We start from the raw sequence: 18421 nt of genomic DNA, 5'->3' as shown, positions 1-18421 counted from the left end.
GTGAAGAGTCTTAGGGAGTCGCCAAACCGGCGATGAAATCGATGCTGGTGCGCACATCCGCGAGTGGGCCCTGGCCCTCTGCCGGGTTCTCGGTCAGGATCGTGTCCTGCTCGAGCACGTAGTAGCCCGCATAGCCGGCCCCTTCGAGGAAGGTGACAATTGCCCGGATGTCAATGTCACCGGTACCGAGCGGTGTGTACAGGCCCTGGCGCACCGCATCGGTGTAGGTGAGTTCCTTGCGCTGCACCTTCTCGGCCAGGGCTCGGCGCACGTCTTTGAGGTGCACGTGGCTGATCCGAGTGGCGTTGTCGCGGGCCAGTTCGACCGGGTCGGTCCCGCCGATGAGCAGGTGTCCGGTGTCGAGGCACAGCCCGATCTGTGAGCCGTTCAATACCCGCTCGACGTCATGGCTCGATTCGATCATTGTTCCGACGTGGGGGTGAATCGAGGCCACCACGCCGCGGGCGGCCGCGGTCTGCACGAGCCGATCGAGGTTGGCGAGAAGTGTGTCCCATTCCTGCTCGCTCAGCGTCGGGCGGGAGTCGTAGCCGACCTGACCGGTGTCGGCCGAGAGAACGAGGCGGGTCGCCCCCGCTGCCAGAAACGAGTCGAGTTCGGCCTCGATAGCCGGAACCGGGTCGTTTCCCGCGTCGTGCAGCACAATCGGAACGAAACCACCGACGGCCTTCAGACCGGCAGCCGCCAAGGTTTCGGCCTTGTCGATCGGACCAGACGGAAGAAAACCCTCGGGACCGAATTCGGTGGCCACGACGCCCAGGTCGCGCATCTCACCGAGAACACGCTCAGGCGCGAGCTGAAACCCCCAGTCGGGAACCTCGCAGACCCCCCAGGAAATCGGTGCGGCAGCGATGCGGCTCAGGAGATGAACGGATGCTTCTGCCACGGTCATCGCCTGACTTCATCGAGGCGCACCAGGCGTCCCTCGGCACGGGACAGTTCGGCGGCCTCGGCGATGTACAGCGCTTCCAGTGCATCCCGAGGGGTGCACGGGCTGACGGTCTCGCCCGCGGCGACGGTGACGAATCGGGCCAGCTCCGCAGCGTAGGCGGAAGCGAACCGCTCCTGAAAGTTGGGCCAGGCAGACTCTCTGGGAAAGCTGACGCCCGGCTCTGCACTGGTCAGCGGAACGCGCTCGTCGATTCCGACCGAACGGTTTCCGAGGCTTCCGGACAGTTCCATGCGCACGTCGTAGCCGGCACCGTTGTAACGTGAACCCTGCACGGTAACCAGGGTTCCGTCATCGAGTGTCAGCAGAGCAGCGGATTCGTCAACGTCACCGGCATCACCGAAGAAGGAGGCGCCGCGGTTGGCACCGGTCGCGAAGACCGTAGCGACCTCGCGGCCGGTGACCCAGCGCAGAATGTCAAAGTCGTGAATGTGGCAGTCGCGGTAAATTCCTCCGCTGGTGGGAATGTACTCGGCCGGGGGCGGCGTCGGGTCGCAGGTCAGCACGTGCATCCGTCGCAGTTCGCCGATGTCACCGTTCTGCAGGGCACGCTTGGCCTCGGTGTAGCCGGCGTCGAAACGGCGCTGGAACCCGATCTGAACGGGAATGTCGTGACGCTCGACCTCCTCGACGAGCGCGATACTCGAGCTGAGATTCTCGGCGAGGGGCTTCTCGCAAAACGTCGGGATGCCGGCGCGCATGGCCCGCACGATGAGCTCGGCATGGGCCGAGGTCGGCGCGGCAATGACGATGCCGTCTGGCTTCGAGGCGAACGCCTCGTCGATCGTGGCGGAGGCCGAGCCGACCGAGGCCGCCGCGGACGCAGCGCGGGCCGGATCGAGATCCGCGATCAGCAGGTCGGTGACTCCGGCCTGCGCCTTCAACGTGCCGACGTGAGAGAGCCCGATCCTGCCGGCTCCCAGAACTACGAATCGCACTTTATAGCCTCCACATTGAGTTTGTTTTAATGTCCTAATGTTGTTGCTTTTGACCACGGTATACGCTTGCCAAGCGGTCGTCAAGGCTTTGTCTTAACATACTTACAAATCTTGGTCGGATGAGCTAGGACCCCAGATAGGGGCGTTGATTCTCACGTTGCGCCACATAATCACGGCGCGCCTGCGTCGTGCTGTCCAGGACCGACACCTCGGCCACAGGAACGTCCCACCAGCTCTCCGTGTCCGGTGAGAACAGCAGGGGGTCACTGTTGACATGAATGAGCGTCGCTGTCACGGAGGCCTTCGCCCTGGCCACGGCCGCGGCCAGATCAGCGATGGCGTCTGGCCCGGGCTCGACCCTGATCACTGAAATACCCAGGCTGGCCGCGTTGGCCGCCAGGTCGATCGGCAGCGTCGCATCCGTTTCAAAGTTGTTGTGGGCCGTGTCGCGAAAACGATACTGCGTGCCGTACCGTTGCGACCCCACGGTGTCACTCAGATGACCGATCGAGGCGTAGCCGTGGTTCTGCACCAGCACGATGATGACTTTGACGCCCTCAGCCACCGCCGACACGATCTCGGTGTGCATCATGAGGTACGAGCCGTCGCCGACCATGACGATCGCGTCACGGTCGGGGGCAGCCCGGCGCACGCCGATGCCCCCGGCAATCTCGTAGCCCATGCAGGAGAAGCCGTATTCAACGTGGTAGCCGAGTTCATCTCGCACCCGCCACAGCTTGTGCAGGTCGCCGGGCAGCGAGCCGGCCGCGCAGACGACCACGTCGCGCGGGTCTGCGGCGTGCTGCACCGCGCCGATGATTTCCGACTGGGCCGGCAACGGCCGACCACTCGGGGTGACGGCCTCGTCGACCACCGCGTTCCACTCCGCTTTCTCCAAGCGGATGCGATCGGCAAATTCGGCGTCGACCCGGTAGCGATCGAGACCCTCGGTGAGTTCCAGCAGCGCTTCCCGGGCATCCGCTACCACCGCGATGGCTGCGCCATGCTTAATCGCGTCGAAGGACGCCACGTTGATGTTGACGAAGCGCACGCCGGGATGCTGGAACGCGGTGCGGCTGCCGGTCGTAAAGTCACTGTACCGAGTGCCGATTCCGATGATGAGGTCGGCGTCCCGGGCGATGCGGTTGGCGGCTGTCGTTCCGGTGGCGCCCACGGCGCCGAGGCTCTGCGGGTGGTCCCAGACGAGGGAACCGACGCCGGCCTGCGAGGTGCCAACCGGAATGCCGGTGTGCAGGGCGAAGGCGGCGAGCGCCGCTGCGGCGTCGGAGTAGATGACGCCGCCGCCGGCCACGATCATGGGGCGCTTGGCCTCACGGATGGCGCGCACGACCTGGTCGATGACGCCCCGATCCGGCCGGGGGCGACGGATGCGCCACTCCCGATCAGCGAGAAACTCCACCGGCACGTCCAGAGCCTGTGCCTGCACGTCCTCGGGGAGGCACAGCGTGACGGCGCCGGTTTCTACGGGGTCCGTCAGCACCCGCAGGGCGCCGATCGCGGCCGAGAAAAGCTGTTCGGGGCGCTGCACCCGGTCGAAGAAGCGCGACAGCGGTTTGAAGGCATCATTCACGCTGATGCTCGCGTCGTGCGGCAGTTCCAACTGCTGCAGCACCGGGTCGGCCACCCGGGTGGCGAAGGTGTCGGACGGCAGCAGCAGCACGGGCAGCCGGTTGATCGTGGCAAGGGCGGCCCCGGTCAGCATATTGGTGGCACCGGGGCCGACCGAGGCGGTGCAGGCGAAGGTCGACCGACGTCGGCGCATCCGGGCGAAAGCCACCGATTCGTGCACCATTCCCTGCTCGTTGCGCGCTTGATGATACGGCATGAGGGTTGGGTCGTCCACGGACAGCTGCTTGAGGGCCTGGCCGATGCCGGCGACGTTTCCGTGTCCGAAGATGCCGAAGGTGCCCGCGATCGTGCGTTGGCGCACATCGCCGTCCACGGTGTACTGGTGGGCGAGGAACTCGATGAGTGCCTGGCTGACTGTCATGCGTCGGGTTGTCACGCTGGTGTGTCCTTTCGGAGTACTGCGGGTTCTGAAGTGTAAGGAAGCCGGGAATCGAACTCCTGGCCCGACCAGGTGCCCCGAATCCAGCCGTGCGCCGGATCATCGCTGATGCGCCACGAGCGGTCGGGGTCAGGGCCGGCCATCACGTTGAGGTAATAGAGGTCGTAGCCGGGCGCTGCAACGCAGGGGCCGTGCCAGCCGAAGGGCACGAGGGCAACGTCGCCGGTGTGCACTTCGGCCGAGATGTCGATATCTCCGGCTTCGGATGAATAGGTGCGCATGAGACCGAACGGGCGCGCCGTCTCCGGCGCGACCTGGCCTCGGGTGACGTTGCTCTCGAAGTAGTAGATCTCCTCGAGCCTCGACTCCACGCCCTCCCGGTGCTCGTCGTGCTTGTGCGGCGGGTAACTCGACCAGTTCTCGGCCGGCGTAATCACCTCACACACGATCAGCCGGTCGGCCGCGAGACTGGCCGGGGTGCCGAAGTTGTGCACCTGGCGGCTGGAGCGACCCGCCCCGCGCAACTCGATCGGGACATCCGCTTTGGGGATATACGCCACCGGCAGCGCCTGATCGGTCGGCGCTTCGGCCACCGCCACCCGGCCCGCACCTTCAATGGACAGCGCGGTTCCGGTGGGCAGGTAGAGGGTGTCGGTCGGGCCGTGAAAAACGGATGCCCGTCCCGCGAGAACCTGCACCCGCGGCTCGGCCTCCCCCGCGAGGGTGTAGCGCACCGTGAACGCCCCGGCGAGGGGCACTACGATGCGTTCGACGGCCTCCGCCGCCAGCTGTGCTGAGCCACCCTCGGGCACCGCGGCGACGCGGATGCCGGTGTAGCGCCATCCGCTGATTGCGGTGTCGACGACGGTTTCCCAGCCGTCACGCTCGAGGGAGCCCCGGGCGTAGAACCAGTCGCGCGGGTGAGGGGCAGCGGATGGCGTTGTCATGGCGGGGCCTAGGCGTTCTGCGGGAAGCCGAGGTTGATGCCGCCGTGGCTCGGGTCGAGCCAGCGGCTGGTGATGGCCTTGCCGCGCGTGAAGAAGTGCACGCCCTCAACGCCGTGGGCCTTGATGTCGCCGAACAGTGAGTTTTTCCAACCGCCGAAGGAGAAGTACGACACGGGCACGGGGATCGGAACGTTGATGCCGATCATGCCCACCTCGATCTCGTTCTGAAAACGGCGGGCCGCGCCGCCGTCGTTGGTGAAGATGGCGGTTCCGTTGCCGAACGCTCCGGAGTTGATCAGGTCGACGCCCTCTTCGTAGCTTGCCACGCGTACCACTGAGAGTACCGGTCCGAAGATCTCCTCCGTGTAGGCCTTGGAGGTGACGGGCAGGGCGTCGATCAGGGTCGGGCCGAGCCAGAATCCGTTCGGGTCGCCGTTCACCTCGATGCCGCGGCCATCGACGACGATCGTGGCGCCGTCTGCGGCGGCGATGTCGATGTAGCTGGCGACCTTGTCGCGGTGCACCTCGGTGACGAGCGGGCCCATGTCGCAGGAGCGGCGGCCATCGCCAACGGTGAGGGTGTTCATGCGGGTCACGATCTTTTCGATCAGCACGTCGGCGACCGGTTCGACGGCGACGATCACGCTGATGGCCATGCAGCGCTCCCCCGCGCTGCCCCAGCCCGCGTTGATGGCCGAGTCTGCGACAAGGTCGAGGTCGGCGTCTGGCAGCACGAGCATGTGGTTCTTGGCTCCGCCGAGGGCCTGTATGCGCTTGCCGTGGCGAGTGCCGCTCTCGTAGACATACTGGGCGATGGGGGTCGAACCAACGAAGGAAATGGCCTTCACATTGGGGTGCTCGAGCAGGCCGTCGACGGACTCCTTGTCGCCCTGCAGCACGGTAAACACGCCGTCGGGGAGGCCTGCTTCCTTGAGCAGCTTGGCCATCCAGATGGCCGCGCTCGGGTCCTTCTCGCTGGGCTTGAGGATGACGGCGTTGCCGGCCGCGAGGGCGAGCGGGAAGAACCACATGGGAACCATGGCCGGAAAGTTGAAGGGGCTGATCACGGCGACAACGCCGAGGGCCTGGCGGGTGGAGTACACGTCGACGCCGGTGGAGACGTTTTCGGAGTAGTCGCCCTTGAGCAGATGCGGAATACCGCAGGCGAATTCCACGACCTCCTGGCCGCGGGAGACCTCACCGAGGGCATCGGAAATCACCTTGCCGTGCTCGCTGGTGATAATCTCGGCCATCTCGCCCTTGCGGGCGTTCAGCAGTTCGCGAAAGCTGAATAGAACCTGCTGGCGCTTGGCCATGGACAGGTCGCGCCAGGCTGGGAAGGCGGCCTTGGCGCTCGCGATGGCGGCTGCGATCTCGGCCTGGTCGGCGAGCGACACGTTTTTGCTGACCGTGCCCAGGGCGGGGTCGTAAACCGGGGCGGTGCGACCGGAGATTCCCGGTTGCTCCTTTCCGTTGATCCAGTGCGCGACGAGGGCTAAATCCGTGGTTGTTCCGGGCATAGTGGTCTTCTTTCTGAACGAGAGTGAATGAACGTTTCAGACGCCGTGCACGAGTTCGGCAGCGGTATCGATGGCCGCCTCGACGTTGCCGTCGCTCGGGTAGAGCAGGCTGCGGCCAACGACGAGGCCGCGCACGCCGGGCAGCCCGAGGGCGTTCCGCCAGGAGTCGAACGTTTCTTCCTGTTCGCCGACCGGGTCACCGCCGAGGAGCAGGGTCGGCAGGGTGGTGGCGGCCATAACGCGAGCCATGTCGGCAACGACCGGCAGCTTCAGCCACGAGTAGGCGCTGGAGTTGCCGAGGCCCTCGGCGATGGCAATCGAGAGGATGACGGCATCCGTTGTGAGGTCGTTCTTGACGCGACCATTGGCCCAGGAGCTCATGAACGGTTCGAGCATAATGGGAATGCCGCACTTGGCCGCTTCGCTGACGGCGAGCGCTGTCGCCTCGAGGGTAGCCAGCGAGCCGGCGTCTTCGAGGTTGATCCGCACGAGGTTCTTGGCGAAGTCGAGCCGGTCGCGCTTGATTTTGTCGATGTCGTAGGCGGTGTAGCGGTCGTCCATCTCGAACGACGAACCCCAGAGCCCGCCGCGGTTCATCGAACCGACCACGATCTTGTCGTCGAGCAGACCGAGCAGGGCCAAGTCGTCGATGATGTCGGGGGTGCCCAGCACGCCGTCGACGCCCGGGCGGGAGAGCGCGGTGGCGATGCTTTCAAGCAGGTCATAGCGGTTGGCCATGGCGTTGGCATCGTTGCGCACACCGAGCGCACCGCGGGCGCGGTGGTCGGCGGCCACGATGAACAGGCGCCCGTCGCCGCGAATCAGCTCGCGGCGGGTGCGGCTGGCAAGAATTTCGCCGATGCGCTCGGGCTGCGTCGCGCGGGCATGCCGCAGGGCGTCGAAGTCCAGCGTGGTCATGCTGACAGTCCCTTCAGAATTTCTTCAACGTCCGTGGTCGTGGGCATTGCTGTCGAGCATTCGCGGCGGCCGGCCACGATGGCGCCGGCCACGTTGGCGAATTGCAGAATACGGCGCAGCGGCCAGTCCTGCAGCAGTCCGTAGCAGAGTGCCCCGCCGAAGCTGTCGCCGGCGCCGAGGCCGTTGACGACGTCGACGAAGTACGGCGGCACCTCGACGGTTTCGGTGCGCGTTTTCGCGAGCACGCCCTTGGGACCCTGCTTGACGATGGCCAGTTCGATGCCGCGTTCGAGCAGTGCGTCGGCGGCCCGAAGCGGTTCGGTCTCGCCGACGGCGACTTCACACTCTTCCTTGTTGCCGACGGCAACAGTCACCTGGCCGAGGGCGAGTGCCACCTGGGCGCTCGCCTCTTCGGGTGAGGCCCAGAACATGGTCCGGTAGTCGAGGTCGAGAATGGTTAGCGGGCTGCGACCACGAGCCTGCCAGGCCGCGAAATGAGCGGATCGGCTGGGTTCTTCGCTGAGGCCGGTGACGGTCGACCAGTAGATGCGGGCGTTCTTGATGGCGTCCAGGTCGAGTTCGTCTGCATTGATGACCAGGTCGGGAGCTTTGGGTGCCCGATAGAAATAGAGGGGAAAGTCGTCGGGCGGAAAGATCTCGCAGAACACGACCGGCGTGTTCAGGTCGGGCACGCCGGAGACGAACTCGTCGCTCACGCCGAGGCGGCGGAGCTCCTGGTGAATGTAATTGCCGAAGGGGTCGTTTCCGGTGCGGGTGATCACCGCTGAGTTCAGTCCGTGGCGCGCAGCCGCGACGGCGACGTTGGTGGCGCTGCCCCCGAGGTACTTGCCGAAGGTCGAGACATCTTCGAGGCCGACACCGTCCTGCAACGGGTAGATATCAACGCCGACGCGGCCGATCGTGAGCACGTCGTGGGGGGATCGCGGTGAAGTCGTCATACGCCGATGTACAACTTTCTGAACTAGAAGTGGTCGGCTTGTCGCCGTTCCTCCACAGTAGCGCCCATTGAGCTTAATGTCATGACATATTCACAATAAGTTTTTCAGAGCCAGCGCGGTGCCGCCGGAACGGGTGTCTCAGCTGAAGAAATGCTCCGCGTCGTTCGCCCCGTCGCCCAGCCCGTGAGGTTGGCGAGACTCCCGGAGACAACGCTCGCAGCGTCGTCATCACCGATGGTTGTCGCGTAGGGTGCAGCGACGACTAAACGGATGCTGCCCGCCGGCCACAAAGGTGGTGGCTGCTCGCGCATCGGCCAGCTCGGTGTCGATGGCCATGGTCGCGTCATTGCTCATGACGGCAACGCTACGGCACTGCCACGGATAAGGAGACCGGCACGAAAAAGCCCCCGGAACCAAGGGTTCCGGGGGCATCTGTTGCGGGGGCAGGATTTGAACCTACGACCTCTGGGTTATGAGCCCAGCGAGCTACCGAACTGCTCCACCCCGCGCTACAAGTACAAATCTAGCACACCCTGAAAGCTCGGTTGACCACTTTGGGTTGATATCGCCAATTGGGCACCGAATCTGCATCTCTAATGGCATCAAACACCATGGAATGGCTCGCCGCAAGGAAAATATTCAAAATCCCCCTCCCGCGGCGCAGCGCACAAAGGCCGCAAGCCCCCACCCGAGACGGGTGAGGGCTTGCGTCCGGTTGTTCGGGGTACGAACTACTCGCCGAGCAGGGCGAGCATGCTCGCGATCGTCTGGGAGAGCTTGGCGTCCGCCGTGCCGTAGTCGGCGAAGTTGCCGGCGGCGAGTGCGGTTGCCTTGTCGGCAATCGCGGTCTTGGCGACGGCGAGCAGCGACTTGAGTTCAGCATCCGTTGCCGGATCGCCGGTCGAGGTGCTGGGCACGTCCGTGCCCGTGGCCGGCGTCTCACCGGTCGCACCACCCGTGGCAGCCGTGTCCGGTACGGCCGTGTCACCGGCCGTCGCACCAGAGTCGCCGCCGAACAATACGTCGAGGGCACCGTTCAGGGTATCTTCGAATGCGATCTGATCACCGAAGGCCACGAGCACCTTCTGCAGCAGCGGGTAGCTGGTCTCACCCGTTGACTTCACGTAGACCGGCTGCACGTAGAGCAGTCCGCCACCGACCGGGAGGGTCAGCAGGTTACCGTTCAGCACGGTCGACGATCCCTGCCGCAGCAGGTTGAGCTCGGTCGAGACGGTCGGGTCGGCGTTGAAGACGTTCTGCACCTGGCCGGGACCGGGCACGGTGCCGTCCTTGGGCAGGTTGAGGAGTCTCAGCTGGCCATAACCATCCGCTCTGACACCGTCTACTGATCCAGCGTCGGCGTCCACGGCGAGGTAGCCGTAGAGCACGTTACGACTGGATTCACCGGTCGCTTCCGGCTGGAAAGTGGAGTACATCGAGAACGACGGCTTGTCCGATCCGGGTACCTGCATGGTGAGGTAGTACGGCGGCTGCAGGGTGGGGTTGGTCGCGGGCGAGTCGGGGTCGTTCGGCGAGATCCACGCGTCGTCCTTGGAGTAGAACGAACCCGGATCGGTGACGTGATACTGGCCGAGGATGGCCCGCTGCACCTTAAACAGGTCGGCTGGGTAGCGCACGTGGCTCATCAGGTCGCCGCTCATCTCGCTCATGGGCTTGAGCGTGGAGGGGAAGATCTTCTGCCAGGTCTGCAGCAGCGGCTCGGTGTCATCCCAGGCGTAGAGGGTGACCTCGCCGCTGTAGGCGTCAACCGTGGCCTTGACCGAGTTGCGCATGTAGTTGATGCTGTCCAGCGCATACGGCTGAGCCGGCGTCTGCGTGTCGGCGATGGCGTCGCTCAGGCTCACCGGGGTCGAGTACGGGTAGCTCGCCGACGTGGTGTACCCGTCGACGATCCACTTCACGCGCCCGTCGACGACCGAAGGGTAGGCGTCGGAGTCCAGTGTCAGGTACGGCGCAACTTTTTGCACGCGGGTCACCGGGTCACGATCGTAGAGAATCTCTGACTTGTCGTTGACCGACGCGGCCAGGAAGATCTGCTCGGACTGGAACTTGAGCGCGTAGATGAGCTTCTTGAACGCGTTGTCGAGTTTCGGTCCGCCGTCGCCGGAGAACGTCGTATAGGTCTGCCCGGCACCCTCGGTGCCCGACGGATAGTCCAGCTCGATCGGATCGACGCCGTCTTCGGCGCCGACGATGGAGTACTCGGGCGAGGTCTCGCCGAAGTAGATGCGCGGTTCGAAATCACCGAGCGCACCGCTCGTGGGAATGCCGGATTCGAGGAACACGGGCTGCCCGTCGACCGAGCGCTGGTTGCCGTAAGCGGCCACCACACCATAGCCGTGGGTGTAGACGGTCTTCGAGTTGACCCAGGTGTTACCGGTGTTCAGGCCGTCAAGGTTGAGGTCACGAACGGCGACGACGGTGTCCTGCGACACGCCGTCGATCATGTAGCGGTCGACATCGAGATTATTCGGGAACTGGTAGTACTGGCGGAACTGCTCGAGCTGGCCGAACGAGTCACTCACCAGTGCTGGGTCGAGGATACGGATGTTCGCGGTGGTCGCGGCGTCGGCACGCAGGGCGCCCGGCTCGGCGGTGGTCTTCGCGTCGTAGGCGATCTCCTCGATGTTGGCGACGCCGTAGGCATCACGCGTGAGGTCGATATTGCGCTCGATATACGGGGCCTCGAGGGCCTTGGCGCTCGGCTCCACCTGGAAGCGCTCGACGACCCAGGGGTAGAGCGAGCCGATCAGCAGGCTCGACACGATCAGCAGCGCGGTTCCGATGACCGGCAGGCGCCAGCGGCCGATGATGGCCGTGAGAATGAAGAGCAGGGCGACGACGGCGGCGATGCCGGCCAGAATCGCACGGCCGGGGATGGTGGCGTTTACGTCGGTGTAGCCGGCACCGGTAATGAGCGAACCCTGGTTGGTGAGGGTGGAGTACTGGTCGAACCAGATACTCACTGCCTGCAGCAACAGGTACAGCGCCGCAGTGACGGCGATCTGCACACGTGCTGCCTTGGAGATGAGCACCTCGCGGCCGGACACCCGAATGGAACCGTAGAGGTAGCTCGTCGCGACCGTGACGAGGGCCGCGATGAGCACCACAGCGGATGCAAAGGCGAGCACGGCCTGGTAAAACGGCAGGTCCATCAGATAGAAGGAGATGTCAAAGTTGAACTGCGGGTCAACGCGCCCGGTCTCGGTGCGGTTGAGCCACATGAGCACGGTCTGCCAGCGGGTGGCTGCGGCCACACCGGCGAAGAGGCCGAGCAGGGCGGGGATACCGTACATCGCAAGGCGACGCAACGGCTCAATGACCTGCTGGTAGCGATCAAGCTGCGAGTTGAGCTTCGCGTAAACCGGGCGCAGGCGGTAGGCCAGCTGGATGCTCACCCACACCGGCACGGCCATGGCGACGAACCCGATCAGGAACAGCACGCTGCCGGCGATCCACTGGGTGGTCAGCACATTAAGGAACCCGAGTTGGTCAAACCACAACACATCGGTATACAGTCCGGCGAAGATAAAGAACAGGATCACCAACCCTGCGATAATTGCTGCGGTGATTGCTAGCGGGGCTCGGCTGCGCCGTGGGGCGTTGTCGGCTGCTGATGAACTCACGAATTGGCCTCTTGCGCTCAGTCGTTGGGTACAGGGTGATCATTGACTACATGATCAGGGTCAGCCTCTATCTTACTTAAGCGCCCCTGAGAGAGTCATCACTGCCACGCGTCGAGGGGACTATAATCTTTCGCTATTTAACCGGGCAGGTGGGCAGGTCGCTCGTGTCGCCGGTCTTGATTCCCTCGAGGGCCGTGAGCGCCTGATCGAGCGTCGAAACCGAGAACACGGTCAGACCATCGGGGATATTGCCGGTCACCTCGTCGCAGTTGTCCGCTGGGGCCAGAAACCAGGTTGCCCCACTCTCAAGTGCGCCGTGCAGTTTCTGCTGGATGCCGCCGATCGGTCCCACCGCGCCGGACTGATCGATGGTTCCGGTGCCGGCCACGTTTTCGCCGCCCTGCAACTGGCCAGGGGTGAGCTTGTCAATGATGCCAAGCGCGAACATCATCCCGGCACTGGGGCCGCCGACCTTGTCGAGTTGAATCTGCACCTCGAACGGAAAGTCATAGGTGACCGACACGTTGACTCCGGCCACCACCGTTCCGTCGTTGTCGATCGGCGTGACCGAGACGGTTTGCGCGACACCGCCGCGCAGGATGTCGATGCTCGCCGCCTTATCAGCGCCGTTGACCTGCAGGGCAGCGCGCAGTTCGGCGACATTGGCCACCGCTTGGCCGTTCACCGCGGCGATCTGGTCCTTGCGCTCGATGACTCGCGCGGCCGGAGAACCATCGGGCAGGCTGACCACCGTGACCGTCGTGGGGTAGTCGTAGCCGAGGTGCGTGAGTGCGGCGGCGATGGCATCCTGTTGGGAATTGATCATGTCGGCGCTCGACTGCGCGTCGCGCTGCTCGGTACTGACGTTCTCGGGAAAGACCTGATCAATGGGCAGTACGGCCTCGCTCGGATCGAGCCAGGCTCCGGCAACCGTGAGCCAGCTCGGGCGGTTCTCCCGATTGCCGAGCAACGACACGGTGAGCAGATCCAGCGTGCCCTTGGTCGGGTAGACCGTCTCGTCGGGGATGGTGATGAGCAGCGTTTCGACGTCATCGGCGTCGGTGGCAGAGCCGAGGGTGTTGAAGACCGGGCCTGGCTTCTCGATGACGTAGGGGGCCGGCATGATACCCAGGATCACCCCGGCGACGAGTGCGATCAGCAGCGCCATCCAGCCGAACGATGGGCGCCGGCGCCGTGCACTGGTGGGTGCCGGTGAGTCATGGGTGAAGAGAGCCACCGTGCTCCTTCCGTGTTGGTACTGGTCTGGTTACGGGTCGTGTTCGCGACGGGCGCACAGCAAGCCCTTCAGCCTAGGATATTTCCCTGCCCCGAGCGGGCTACTCGCACTAGCGTAGAAGTATGCAACTGAGAGGGGCCTGAAGTGGCCGACGACTCCCTACCCCCGAACGATCAGAACCCGAACGAGCCGAGCGACGAGTTTCGTGACATGCTGCGCGACATTCTGAGCGGCAAGAGCGGAATCGACCCGAGCCAGCTTGCCGGTGCTGCCGGCCTGCCGAACGATCCGGCCAGCGTGGCCGCCCTCATGCAACAGCTCCAGGGTGCCATGAACTCCCAGGGCACCGGCGTGGACTGGCAGATTGCGCTCACCCAGGGCCAGCAGCGAGCGGCCAATGGCCAGCTCATGGCGACCGATGAGCAGCAGACCCAGTTGCGTCAGGCCTTTCACATTGCGGCGCTCTGGCTCGATGACGTCATCTCCGTGGCCGAACTGACCGTTGAACCACGCCTCATGACCCGCCGCGAATGGGTCACCGCGACCATGCCGCTCTGGACTCAGCTGGCCGAACCCGTTGCCACGAGCATCTCCGACTCTCTGACCCGCGTCTTCGCCGAGCAGGTGCCCGAGGAGATGCAGGGCATGGTCGCCAACGCGAGCCAGCTCGTGCGCAGTATCGGCGGCACCCTGTTCGCCATGCAGCTCGGCCAGGTCGTCGGCCAGCTCGCCAGCGAGGTCGTCAGCGGCGGCGACGTCGGCATTCCGCTGCTCGGCGAGCAGCAGGCTGCACTGCTCCCCCAGAACGTTGCCGACTTCGGCAACGGCCTCGACGTTCCCGCAGACCAGGTGCAGATCTACCTGGCCGTGCGCGAGATCGCCCACGCCCGTCTGTTTCGTCATGCCCGCTGGCTGCGCCTGCACCTGACCAGCGCGGTCACCGCTTACGCGCGCGGAATCAGTATCGACTCCAGCCGGCTCGAAGAACTCGCCGGAAGCTTCGACCCGTCGAACCCGGAAGACCTGCGTCAGGCCATGGTCGACGGTTCGCTCATCCAGCAACAGGACGAGTCACAGATTTCAGCCTTGGCCCGCCTCGAAACGATGCTCGCCCTGGTCGAAGGCTGGGTCGACATCGTCACCGCTCGCGCCACCATCCGACTGCCCAAAGCGGATGCCATCGCCGAGACGGTCAAACGCCGCCGAGCCTCCGGTGGCCCAGCCGAATCCGCCTTCGCGACCCTCGTCGGTCTTGAGCTTCGCCCGCGCCGATTGCGGGAGGCTGCTGCCATGTGGCAGGCCGTGACGGATGCCGTGGGTAACGAAGCGCGCGACGCGCTCTGGTCGCACCCCGATCTGCTGCCCACCGAGCAGGACATCGACGATCCCCAGAAGCTCATTGCTCGCCTCACGAGTGCGGCTCGTGGCGAGCCCGACGTGCTCGACGACGTCGACCAGGCTCTCGAAGACCTGCTGCGCGATGACGGTGCCGAGCGCCCGCACGAGGAATAGAACACTTTTCTACCCCTCAGGGGGGCGCAACGTTGCGGCAACCTTTGCTGATCTACCGTCGTGCAACGGACGAAATGTCCCAAACGAAGGAGTTTGGCAATGACGATTACCGAGAGCGATCCGAAAAAATCCACCCGGGTGCCCACGACCATGCACGCGGCCGTCGTGCACGAGTTCGGCCAGAACCTCACCATCGATGAGGTACCGGTACCAACCCCCGGCCCCGGCCAGGCCCTGGTCAAACTGATCAGCAGCGGTGTCTGCCACACCGACCTGCACGCCGTTGAGGGCGACTGGCCGGTCAAGCCGAGCCCGCCATTCATTCCCGGCCACGAGGGTGTCGGCGAGGTCGTCGCCCTCGGCGCCGGCGTCGATGACCTCGCCGTCGGCGACCTGGTCGGCAACGCGTGGCTCTGGAGCGCGTGTGGCAGCTGCCAGTACTGCCGTACCGGCTGGGAGACCCTCTGCGAAGCGCAGCAGAACGGCGGCTACAGCGTCGACGGTTCGTTCGGACAGTACATGCTCGTCGACTCCCGCTTCGCCGTGCGCATTCCTCACGGCGCCGACCCGATCGAAATCGCCCCGGTGCTGTGCGCCGGCGTCACCGTCTACAAGGGCCTCAAGATGACCGAGGCCCGTCCGGGCCAGTGGGTCGTCATCTCCGGCATCGGTGGCCTCGGTCACATCGCCGTGCAGTATGCCAAGGCGATGGGCCTGCGCGTTGCCGCCGTCGACATCGCCGACGACAAGCTCGCGCTCGCGCGCAAGCACGGTGCCGAACTCGTGATCAATGCTCTCGACGGAGACCCGGTCGCCGCCATTCAGAAAGCCACCGGCGGAGTGCACGGCGTACTCGTGACCGCGGTTCACCCGGCCGCCTTCGGCCAGGCAATCGGCATGACCCGTCGTGGCGGCACCATCGTCTTCAACGGCCTGCCGCCGGGAGACTTCCCAGCCCCGATCTTCGACATCGTGCTCAAGGGCCTCACTATTCGCGGCTCCATCGTGGGTACCCGCCAGGACATGGAAGAAGCCCTGCAGTTCTACGCGCGCGGCCAGATTCACCCCACGGTCTCCGAACGCCGCATCGACGAGGTCAACGAGGTACTCGACGAGATGAAGCACGGCAAGATCGACGGTCGCGTGGTCATCCGCTACTAGGTTGCCCCACCACGATCTGCACTGAGGTGCGGGCTGCGGATACGTTCGAATCCCAATGTTCGAGCGTGGTCGCGCCCGCACCTCTGGTGTGCCTGTGGATAACTTCTCCGCGTTCTGGCCAGGTGCGTCATCATGTCGGCATGGCCCTCCGACTGAACCCACGATACCCACTGGTCTGGCGCACACCGGATTGCGTCCAACTCGGCGTGGACCACGCCATCGTCACGATCGGCGGGCTCACTCTCGCCCACGAAGCCGTGCTGTCAGCCCTCACTGCTGGGGTGCATCGATCGGGTGCGCTGCTGTTGGGAACCCTCGCCGGGGCATCCGCTGCGGAGGTGGCGCACCTGCTCGAACTGCTCGAGCCGGCACTGCTGTACGTGCCGGACGATGCAGAACCCAAGGTCACGCCCCTGCCCCGCACCGTGCTCGTTGACGGCGTCGGGCCGACCGCTTTTCGGGTGCGCACCCTGCTGTCCAACCTCGGCATCGAGGATCCGCTGCCCGGCGACGAACCCGACCTGGCCGTGCTGGTCGGGCAGTACGTTTTCTCACCCGAGCGTCACGGACACTGGCTGCGCCGTGATATTCCGCACCTTCCGGTGGTGTTCAGCGACAGCGCGGCGCGGGTCGGGCCGCTGGTCGAACCGGGCCAGGGGCCCTGCCTGACCTGCCTGGAACTGGCACACGTTGACACTGATCCGGCATGGCCGGCCATGGCCTGCCAGCTGGCCCCGCGACAGGCCCCGAGTGAAACGCCCAGGCTGAGTTTTGAGGTGGCCGCCCGAGTGGCCGGGCTCGTACAGGATCGCCTGGAGACGGGCCGGTCAGCGGTGTTCGCCCGGTCGTTGAGCATCGACGCCGTCACCGGTACCGTCACGCGGAGCGAGCACCGGCTCCACGAGCGGTGCGGCTGCCAAGCTCTTGCAGAAAACGAGACCGTTCCCGAGGCGCGCGAGCCTGCACACCCGACGACGACCAGCTGAGCGCGAGTCGGCGGCGGGCCCGGGTGATGCCGACGTAGAGCAGACGACGTTCCTCGTCGATCTGATCGAAGGTGCTGGCATAGCTGATCGGCACGAGACCTTCGCTGAGCCCGACCACGAACACGTCATCCCATTCGAGGCCCTTAGCTGAGTGCATCGTGGCGAGCGTCACGGCCGACACGGTCGGTTCGTGCTGGCCGGCCTGGCGTTCCATCAGCTCGTCGGTGAACTGGCGAAATGTGGTTCCCGGTGCGGCTTGGTCGACCAGCCCCATCAGGGCATTGAGGGATTCCCACCGAGCCTGCACCGCGCCGCGCGTCTCCGGCGCCGTCTGGCTCCAGCCGAGCGAACGCAACACGTCGCTGACCGACTTGAACAGCGGTTCCCCGACGATCGAAACGGATGCCGCCCTTAGGCTCATCACCGCCTGCTTCACCTCCGGCAGGTCGAAGAACCGTTTGGCCCCGCGAATCTGGTAGCTCACCCCCACCTCGGTCAGCGCCGTTTCGAGCAGCGCGGCCTGCACGTTGACCCGGAACAGAACGGCCACGTCTTCGGGTTTGGTGCCGGTGTCGATGAGATGCAGGATCTGCTCGGCGACGCCGCGCGCCTCGGCCATATCGGAGGCATAGCCGCGCACTGTCGGATCGGGGCCGCCGTCGGACTGTGCGGCGTGCAGGGTCAGCGCGCCGGAACGGCCGCGCATGAGCTGGTTGGCAGTGGCCACGATCGGCGCCGTTGACCGGTAGTTCTGCTCAAGCCGCACCACGGTGGCGTCCTCGTAGTGTTTGGGAAAGTCGAGCAGGTAGTCGCTGCGGGCGCCGGCGAAGGAGTAGATGGTCTGGCTGGCGTCGCCGACGACGCAGAGGTCGCGGCGGTCGCCGAGCCAGAGTGCGAGCAGGTCGTGCTGAAGCGGGGAGACGTCCTGGTATTCGTCGACGACGAAGAATCGGTACTGTTCGCGCACCTGCAGTGCCACCGACGGTTCGGCCTCGATCATGCCAGCCATGGCGAGCAGCACGTCTTCGAAGTCGATCTGTTTGCGATCGTCTTTGAGCTTCTCGTAGGTCTGCTGCAGGGCGACCACCTGGTCCACATCGAGCCGACCGGGCAGGCTGCGTCTGGCGATGCCGGCAGCGTACTGCTCGATGCTCAGGCCGCTGGTCTTGCGCCATTCCACCTCGGCGGCGAGGTCGCGCAGGGTGGCGGTGTCGATTTTAAGGTGCAGGGCTTCGGCGGCGTGGCCGAGAATGCGCCCCTTGCCGTCAAGGATGCGTGGTGCCTGCCCGCCGACGACGTGCGGCCAGAAGTAGTTCAGTTGGGACAGCGCGGCGGCGTGGAAGGTGCGCGCGGCCACTCCCCCGGCGCCGAGCTGCCGCAGACGACCGCGCAGTTCGGCGGCCGAGCGGCTCGTGAAGGTGAGCGCCATGACCCGGTTGGGAGCATAGGCGCCGGTCAGCACGCCGAGCGCGATGCGGTGGGTGATGGCGCGGGTCTTGCCGGTGCCGGCCCCGGCGAGCATGCAGACCGGGCCGATCAGCGCTTCGGCGGCAATCCGCTGCTGCTCGTCGAGGCCTTTCAGTAAGGAATCGGCGGTCAC

14 protein-coding genes and 1 tRNA gene are annotated in these 18421 nt (G+C 65.2%); 3 read left to right on the top strand and 12 right to left on the bottom strand.

The features are described from left to right. Positions 1 to 10: 10 nt before the first annotated feature. The 11 genes from CXY77_RS13650 to CXY77_RS13605 all read right to left on the bottom strand — a co-directional run bounded on the left by CXY77_RS13650 (position 11) and on the right by CXY77_RS13605 (position 13162). Positions 11 to 910, bottom strand: coding sequence for a TIM barrel protein (locus tag CXY77_RS13650; protein WP_092341514.1), 900 nt, complete (start codon positions 908 to 910; stop codon positions 11 to 13). Continuing rightward, entirely contained in the window at positions 907 to 1905 is a 999-nt protein-coding gene (locus tag CXY77_RS13645) for a Gfo/Idh/MocA family oxidoreductase (RefSeq protein ID WP_104130246.1), read from the bottom strand. Before CXY77_RS13645 ends, CXY77_RS13650 begins: the two co-directional genes overlap by 4 nt. Before the next feature lie 124 nt (positions 1906 to 2029). Next, complete coding sequence (iolD, locus tag CXY77_RS13640) at positions 2030 to 3916, bottom strand: 3D-(3,5/4)-trihydroxycyclohexane-1,2-dione acylhydrolase (decyclizing) (RefSeq protein ID WP_092341516.1); 1887 nt, start codon at positions 3914 to 3916, stop codon at positions 2030 to 2032. Between the two features lie 11 nt (positions 3917 to 3927). Then, on the bottom strand, positions 3928 to 4881 hold the full coding sequence (iolB, locus tag CXY77_RS13635; RefSeq protein ID WP_104130245.1) for a 5-deoxy-glucuronate isomerase: 954 nt from the start codon (positions 4879 to 4881) through the stop codon (positions 3928 to 3930). Between the two features lie 8 nt (positions 4882 to 4889). Next, entirely contained in the window at positions 4890 to 6401 is a 1512-nt protein-coding gene (locus CXY77_RS13630; RefSeq protein ID WP_104130244.1) for a CoA-acylating methylmalonate-semialdehyde dehydrogenase, read from the bottom strand. Positions 6402 to 6437: 36 nt separating this feature from the next. Then, the gene (locus tag CXY77_RS13625) at positions 6438 to 7319 is read right to left on the bottom strand and encodes a class I fructose-bisphosphate aldolase (RefSeq protein ID WP_104130243.1); all 882 of its coding nucleotides are present in this window, start codon (positions 7317 to 7319) and stop codon (positions 6438 to 6440) included. Then, a complete protein-coding gene (gene iolC / locus CXY77_RS13620) occupies positions 7316 to 8278 on the bottom strand; it encodes a 5-dehydro-2-deoxygluconokinase (protein WP_104089265.1) in 963 nt (320 codons plus the stop codon). Before iolC ends, CXY77_RS13625 begins: the two co-directional genes overlap by 4 nt. 228 nt (positions 8279 to 8506) lie before the next feature. Then, on the bottom strand, positions 8507 to 8632 hold the full coding sequence (locus CXY77_RS20875; RefSeq protein ID WP_255410030.1) for a hypothetical protein: 126 nt from the start codon (positions 8630 to 8632) through the stop codon (positions 8507 to 8509). Between the two features lie 81 nt (positions 8633 to 8713). Beyond that, positions 8714 to 8787, bottom strand: a tRNA-Met gene (locus CXY77_RS13615). A gap of 222 nt (positions 8788 to 9009) precedes the next feature. Beyond that, entirely contained in the window at positions 9010 to 11925 is a 2916-nt protein-coding gene (locus tag CXY77_RS13610; protein ID WP_233197404.1) for a UPF0182 family protein, read from the bottom strand. A gap of 133 nt (positions 11926 to 12058) precedes the next feature. Next, positions 12059 to 13162 (bottom strand): PDZ domain-containing protein, encoded by a 1104-nt coding sequence (locus CXY77_RS13605; RefSeq protein ID WP_104089266.1) that lies wholly within the window; start codon positions 13160 to 13162, stop codon positions 12059 to 12061. A gap of 210 nt (positions 13163 to 13372) precedes the next feature. On the opposite strand from CXY77_RS13605, the gene CXY77_RS13600 reads away from it, so the two are divergent. The 3 genes from CXY77_RS13600 to CXY77_RS13590 all read left to right on the top strand — a co-directional run bounded on the left by CXY77_RS13600 (position 13373) and on the right by CXY77_RS13590 (position 16821). Continuing rightward, positions 13373 to 14674, top strand: a complete 1302-nt coding sequence (locus tag CXY77_RS13600) for a zinc-dependent metalloprotease (protein WP_104130310.1) — start codon at positions 13373 to 13375, stop codon at positions 14672 to 14674. Positions 14675 to 14824: 150 nt separating this feature from the next. Continuing rightward, on the top strand, positions 14825 to 15835 hold the full coding sequence (adhP, locus tag CXY77_RS13595) for an alcohol dehydrogenase AdhP (RefSeq protein ID WP_092341549.1): 1011 nt from the start codon (positions 14825 to 14827) through the stop codon (positions 15833 to 15835). A gap of 140 nt (positions 15836 to 15975) precedes the next feature. Next, positions 15976 to 16821 (top strand): TOMM precursor leader peptide-binding protein, encoded by an 846-nt coding sequence (locus CXY77_RS13590; protein WP_140425533.1) that lies wholly within the window; start codon positions 15976 to 15978, stop codon positions 16819 to 16821. Here CXY77_RS13590 and CXY77_RS13585 read toward each other — a convergent pair. Then, on the bottom strand, positions 16712 to 18421 hold the full coding sequence (locus CXY77_RS13585) for an ATP-dependent helicase (RefSeq protein WP_092341523.1): 1710 nt from the start codon (positions 18419 to 18421) through the stop codon (positions 16712 to 16714). The two genes, CXY77_RS13590 and CXY77_RS13585, sit on opposite strands and share 110 nt — an antisense overlap.

The organism is Cryobacterium sp. N21 (assembly GCF_002929575.1).
In the GTDB taxonomy this organism is placed as follows: Bacteria; Actinomycetota; Actinomycetes; order Actinomycetales; family Microbacteriaceae; genus Cryobacterium; species Cryobacterium flavum.
The sequence above is the reverse complement of the archived record's forward strand: the minus strand, read 5'-3'. Positions and strand labels throughout refer to the sequence as shown.

What these genes read in the sequence shown, in the direction of transcription:
- CXY77_RS13590 (WP_140425533.1), top strand. Translation starts at nt 15,976, where the DNA reads ATGGCCCTCCGACTGAACCCACGATACCCACTGGTCTGGCGCACACCG.
- CXY77_RS13600 (WP_104130310.1), top strand. Translation starts at nt 13,373, where the DNA reads ATGCTGCGCGACATTCTGAGCGGCAAGAGCGGAATCGACCCGAGCCAG.
- CXY77_RS20875 (WP_255410030.1), bottom strand. Translation starts at nt 8,632, where the DNA reads ATGAGCAATGACGCGACCATGGCCATCGACACCGAGCTGGCCGATGCG.
- iolD (WP_092341516.1), bottom strand. Translation starts at nt 3,916, where the DNA reads ATGACAGTCAGCCAGGCACTCATCGAGTTCCTCGCCCACCAGTACACC.
- CXY77_RS13630 (WP_104130244.1), bottom strand. Translation starts at nt 6,401, where the DNA reads ATGCCCGGAACAACCACGGATTTAGCCCTCGTCGCGCACTGGATCAAC.
- CXY77_RS13625 (WP_104130243.1), bottom strand. Translation starts at nt 7,319, where the DNA reads ATGACCACGCTGGACTTCGACGCCCTGCGGCATGCCCGCGCGACGCAG.
- iolC (WP_104089265.1), bottom strand. Translation starts at nt 8,278, where the DNA reads ATGACGACTTCACCGCGATCCCCCCACGACGTGCTCACGATCGGCCGC.
- adhP (WP_092341549.1), top strand. Translation starts at nt 14,825, where the DNA reads ATGCACGCGGCCGTCGTGCACGAGTTCGGCCAGAACCTCACCATCGAT.
- iolB (WP_104130245.1), bottom strand. Translation starts at nt 4,881, where the DNA reads ATGACAACGCCATCCGCTGCCCCTCACCCGCGCGACTGGTTCTACGCC.
- CXY77_RS13650 (WP_092341514.1), bottom strand. Translation starts at nt 910, where the DNA reads ATGACCGTGGCAGAAGCATCCGTTCATCTCCTGAGCCGCATCGCTGCC.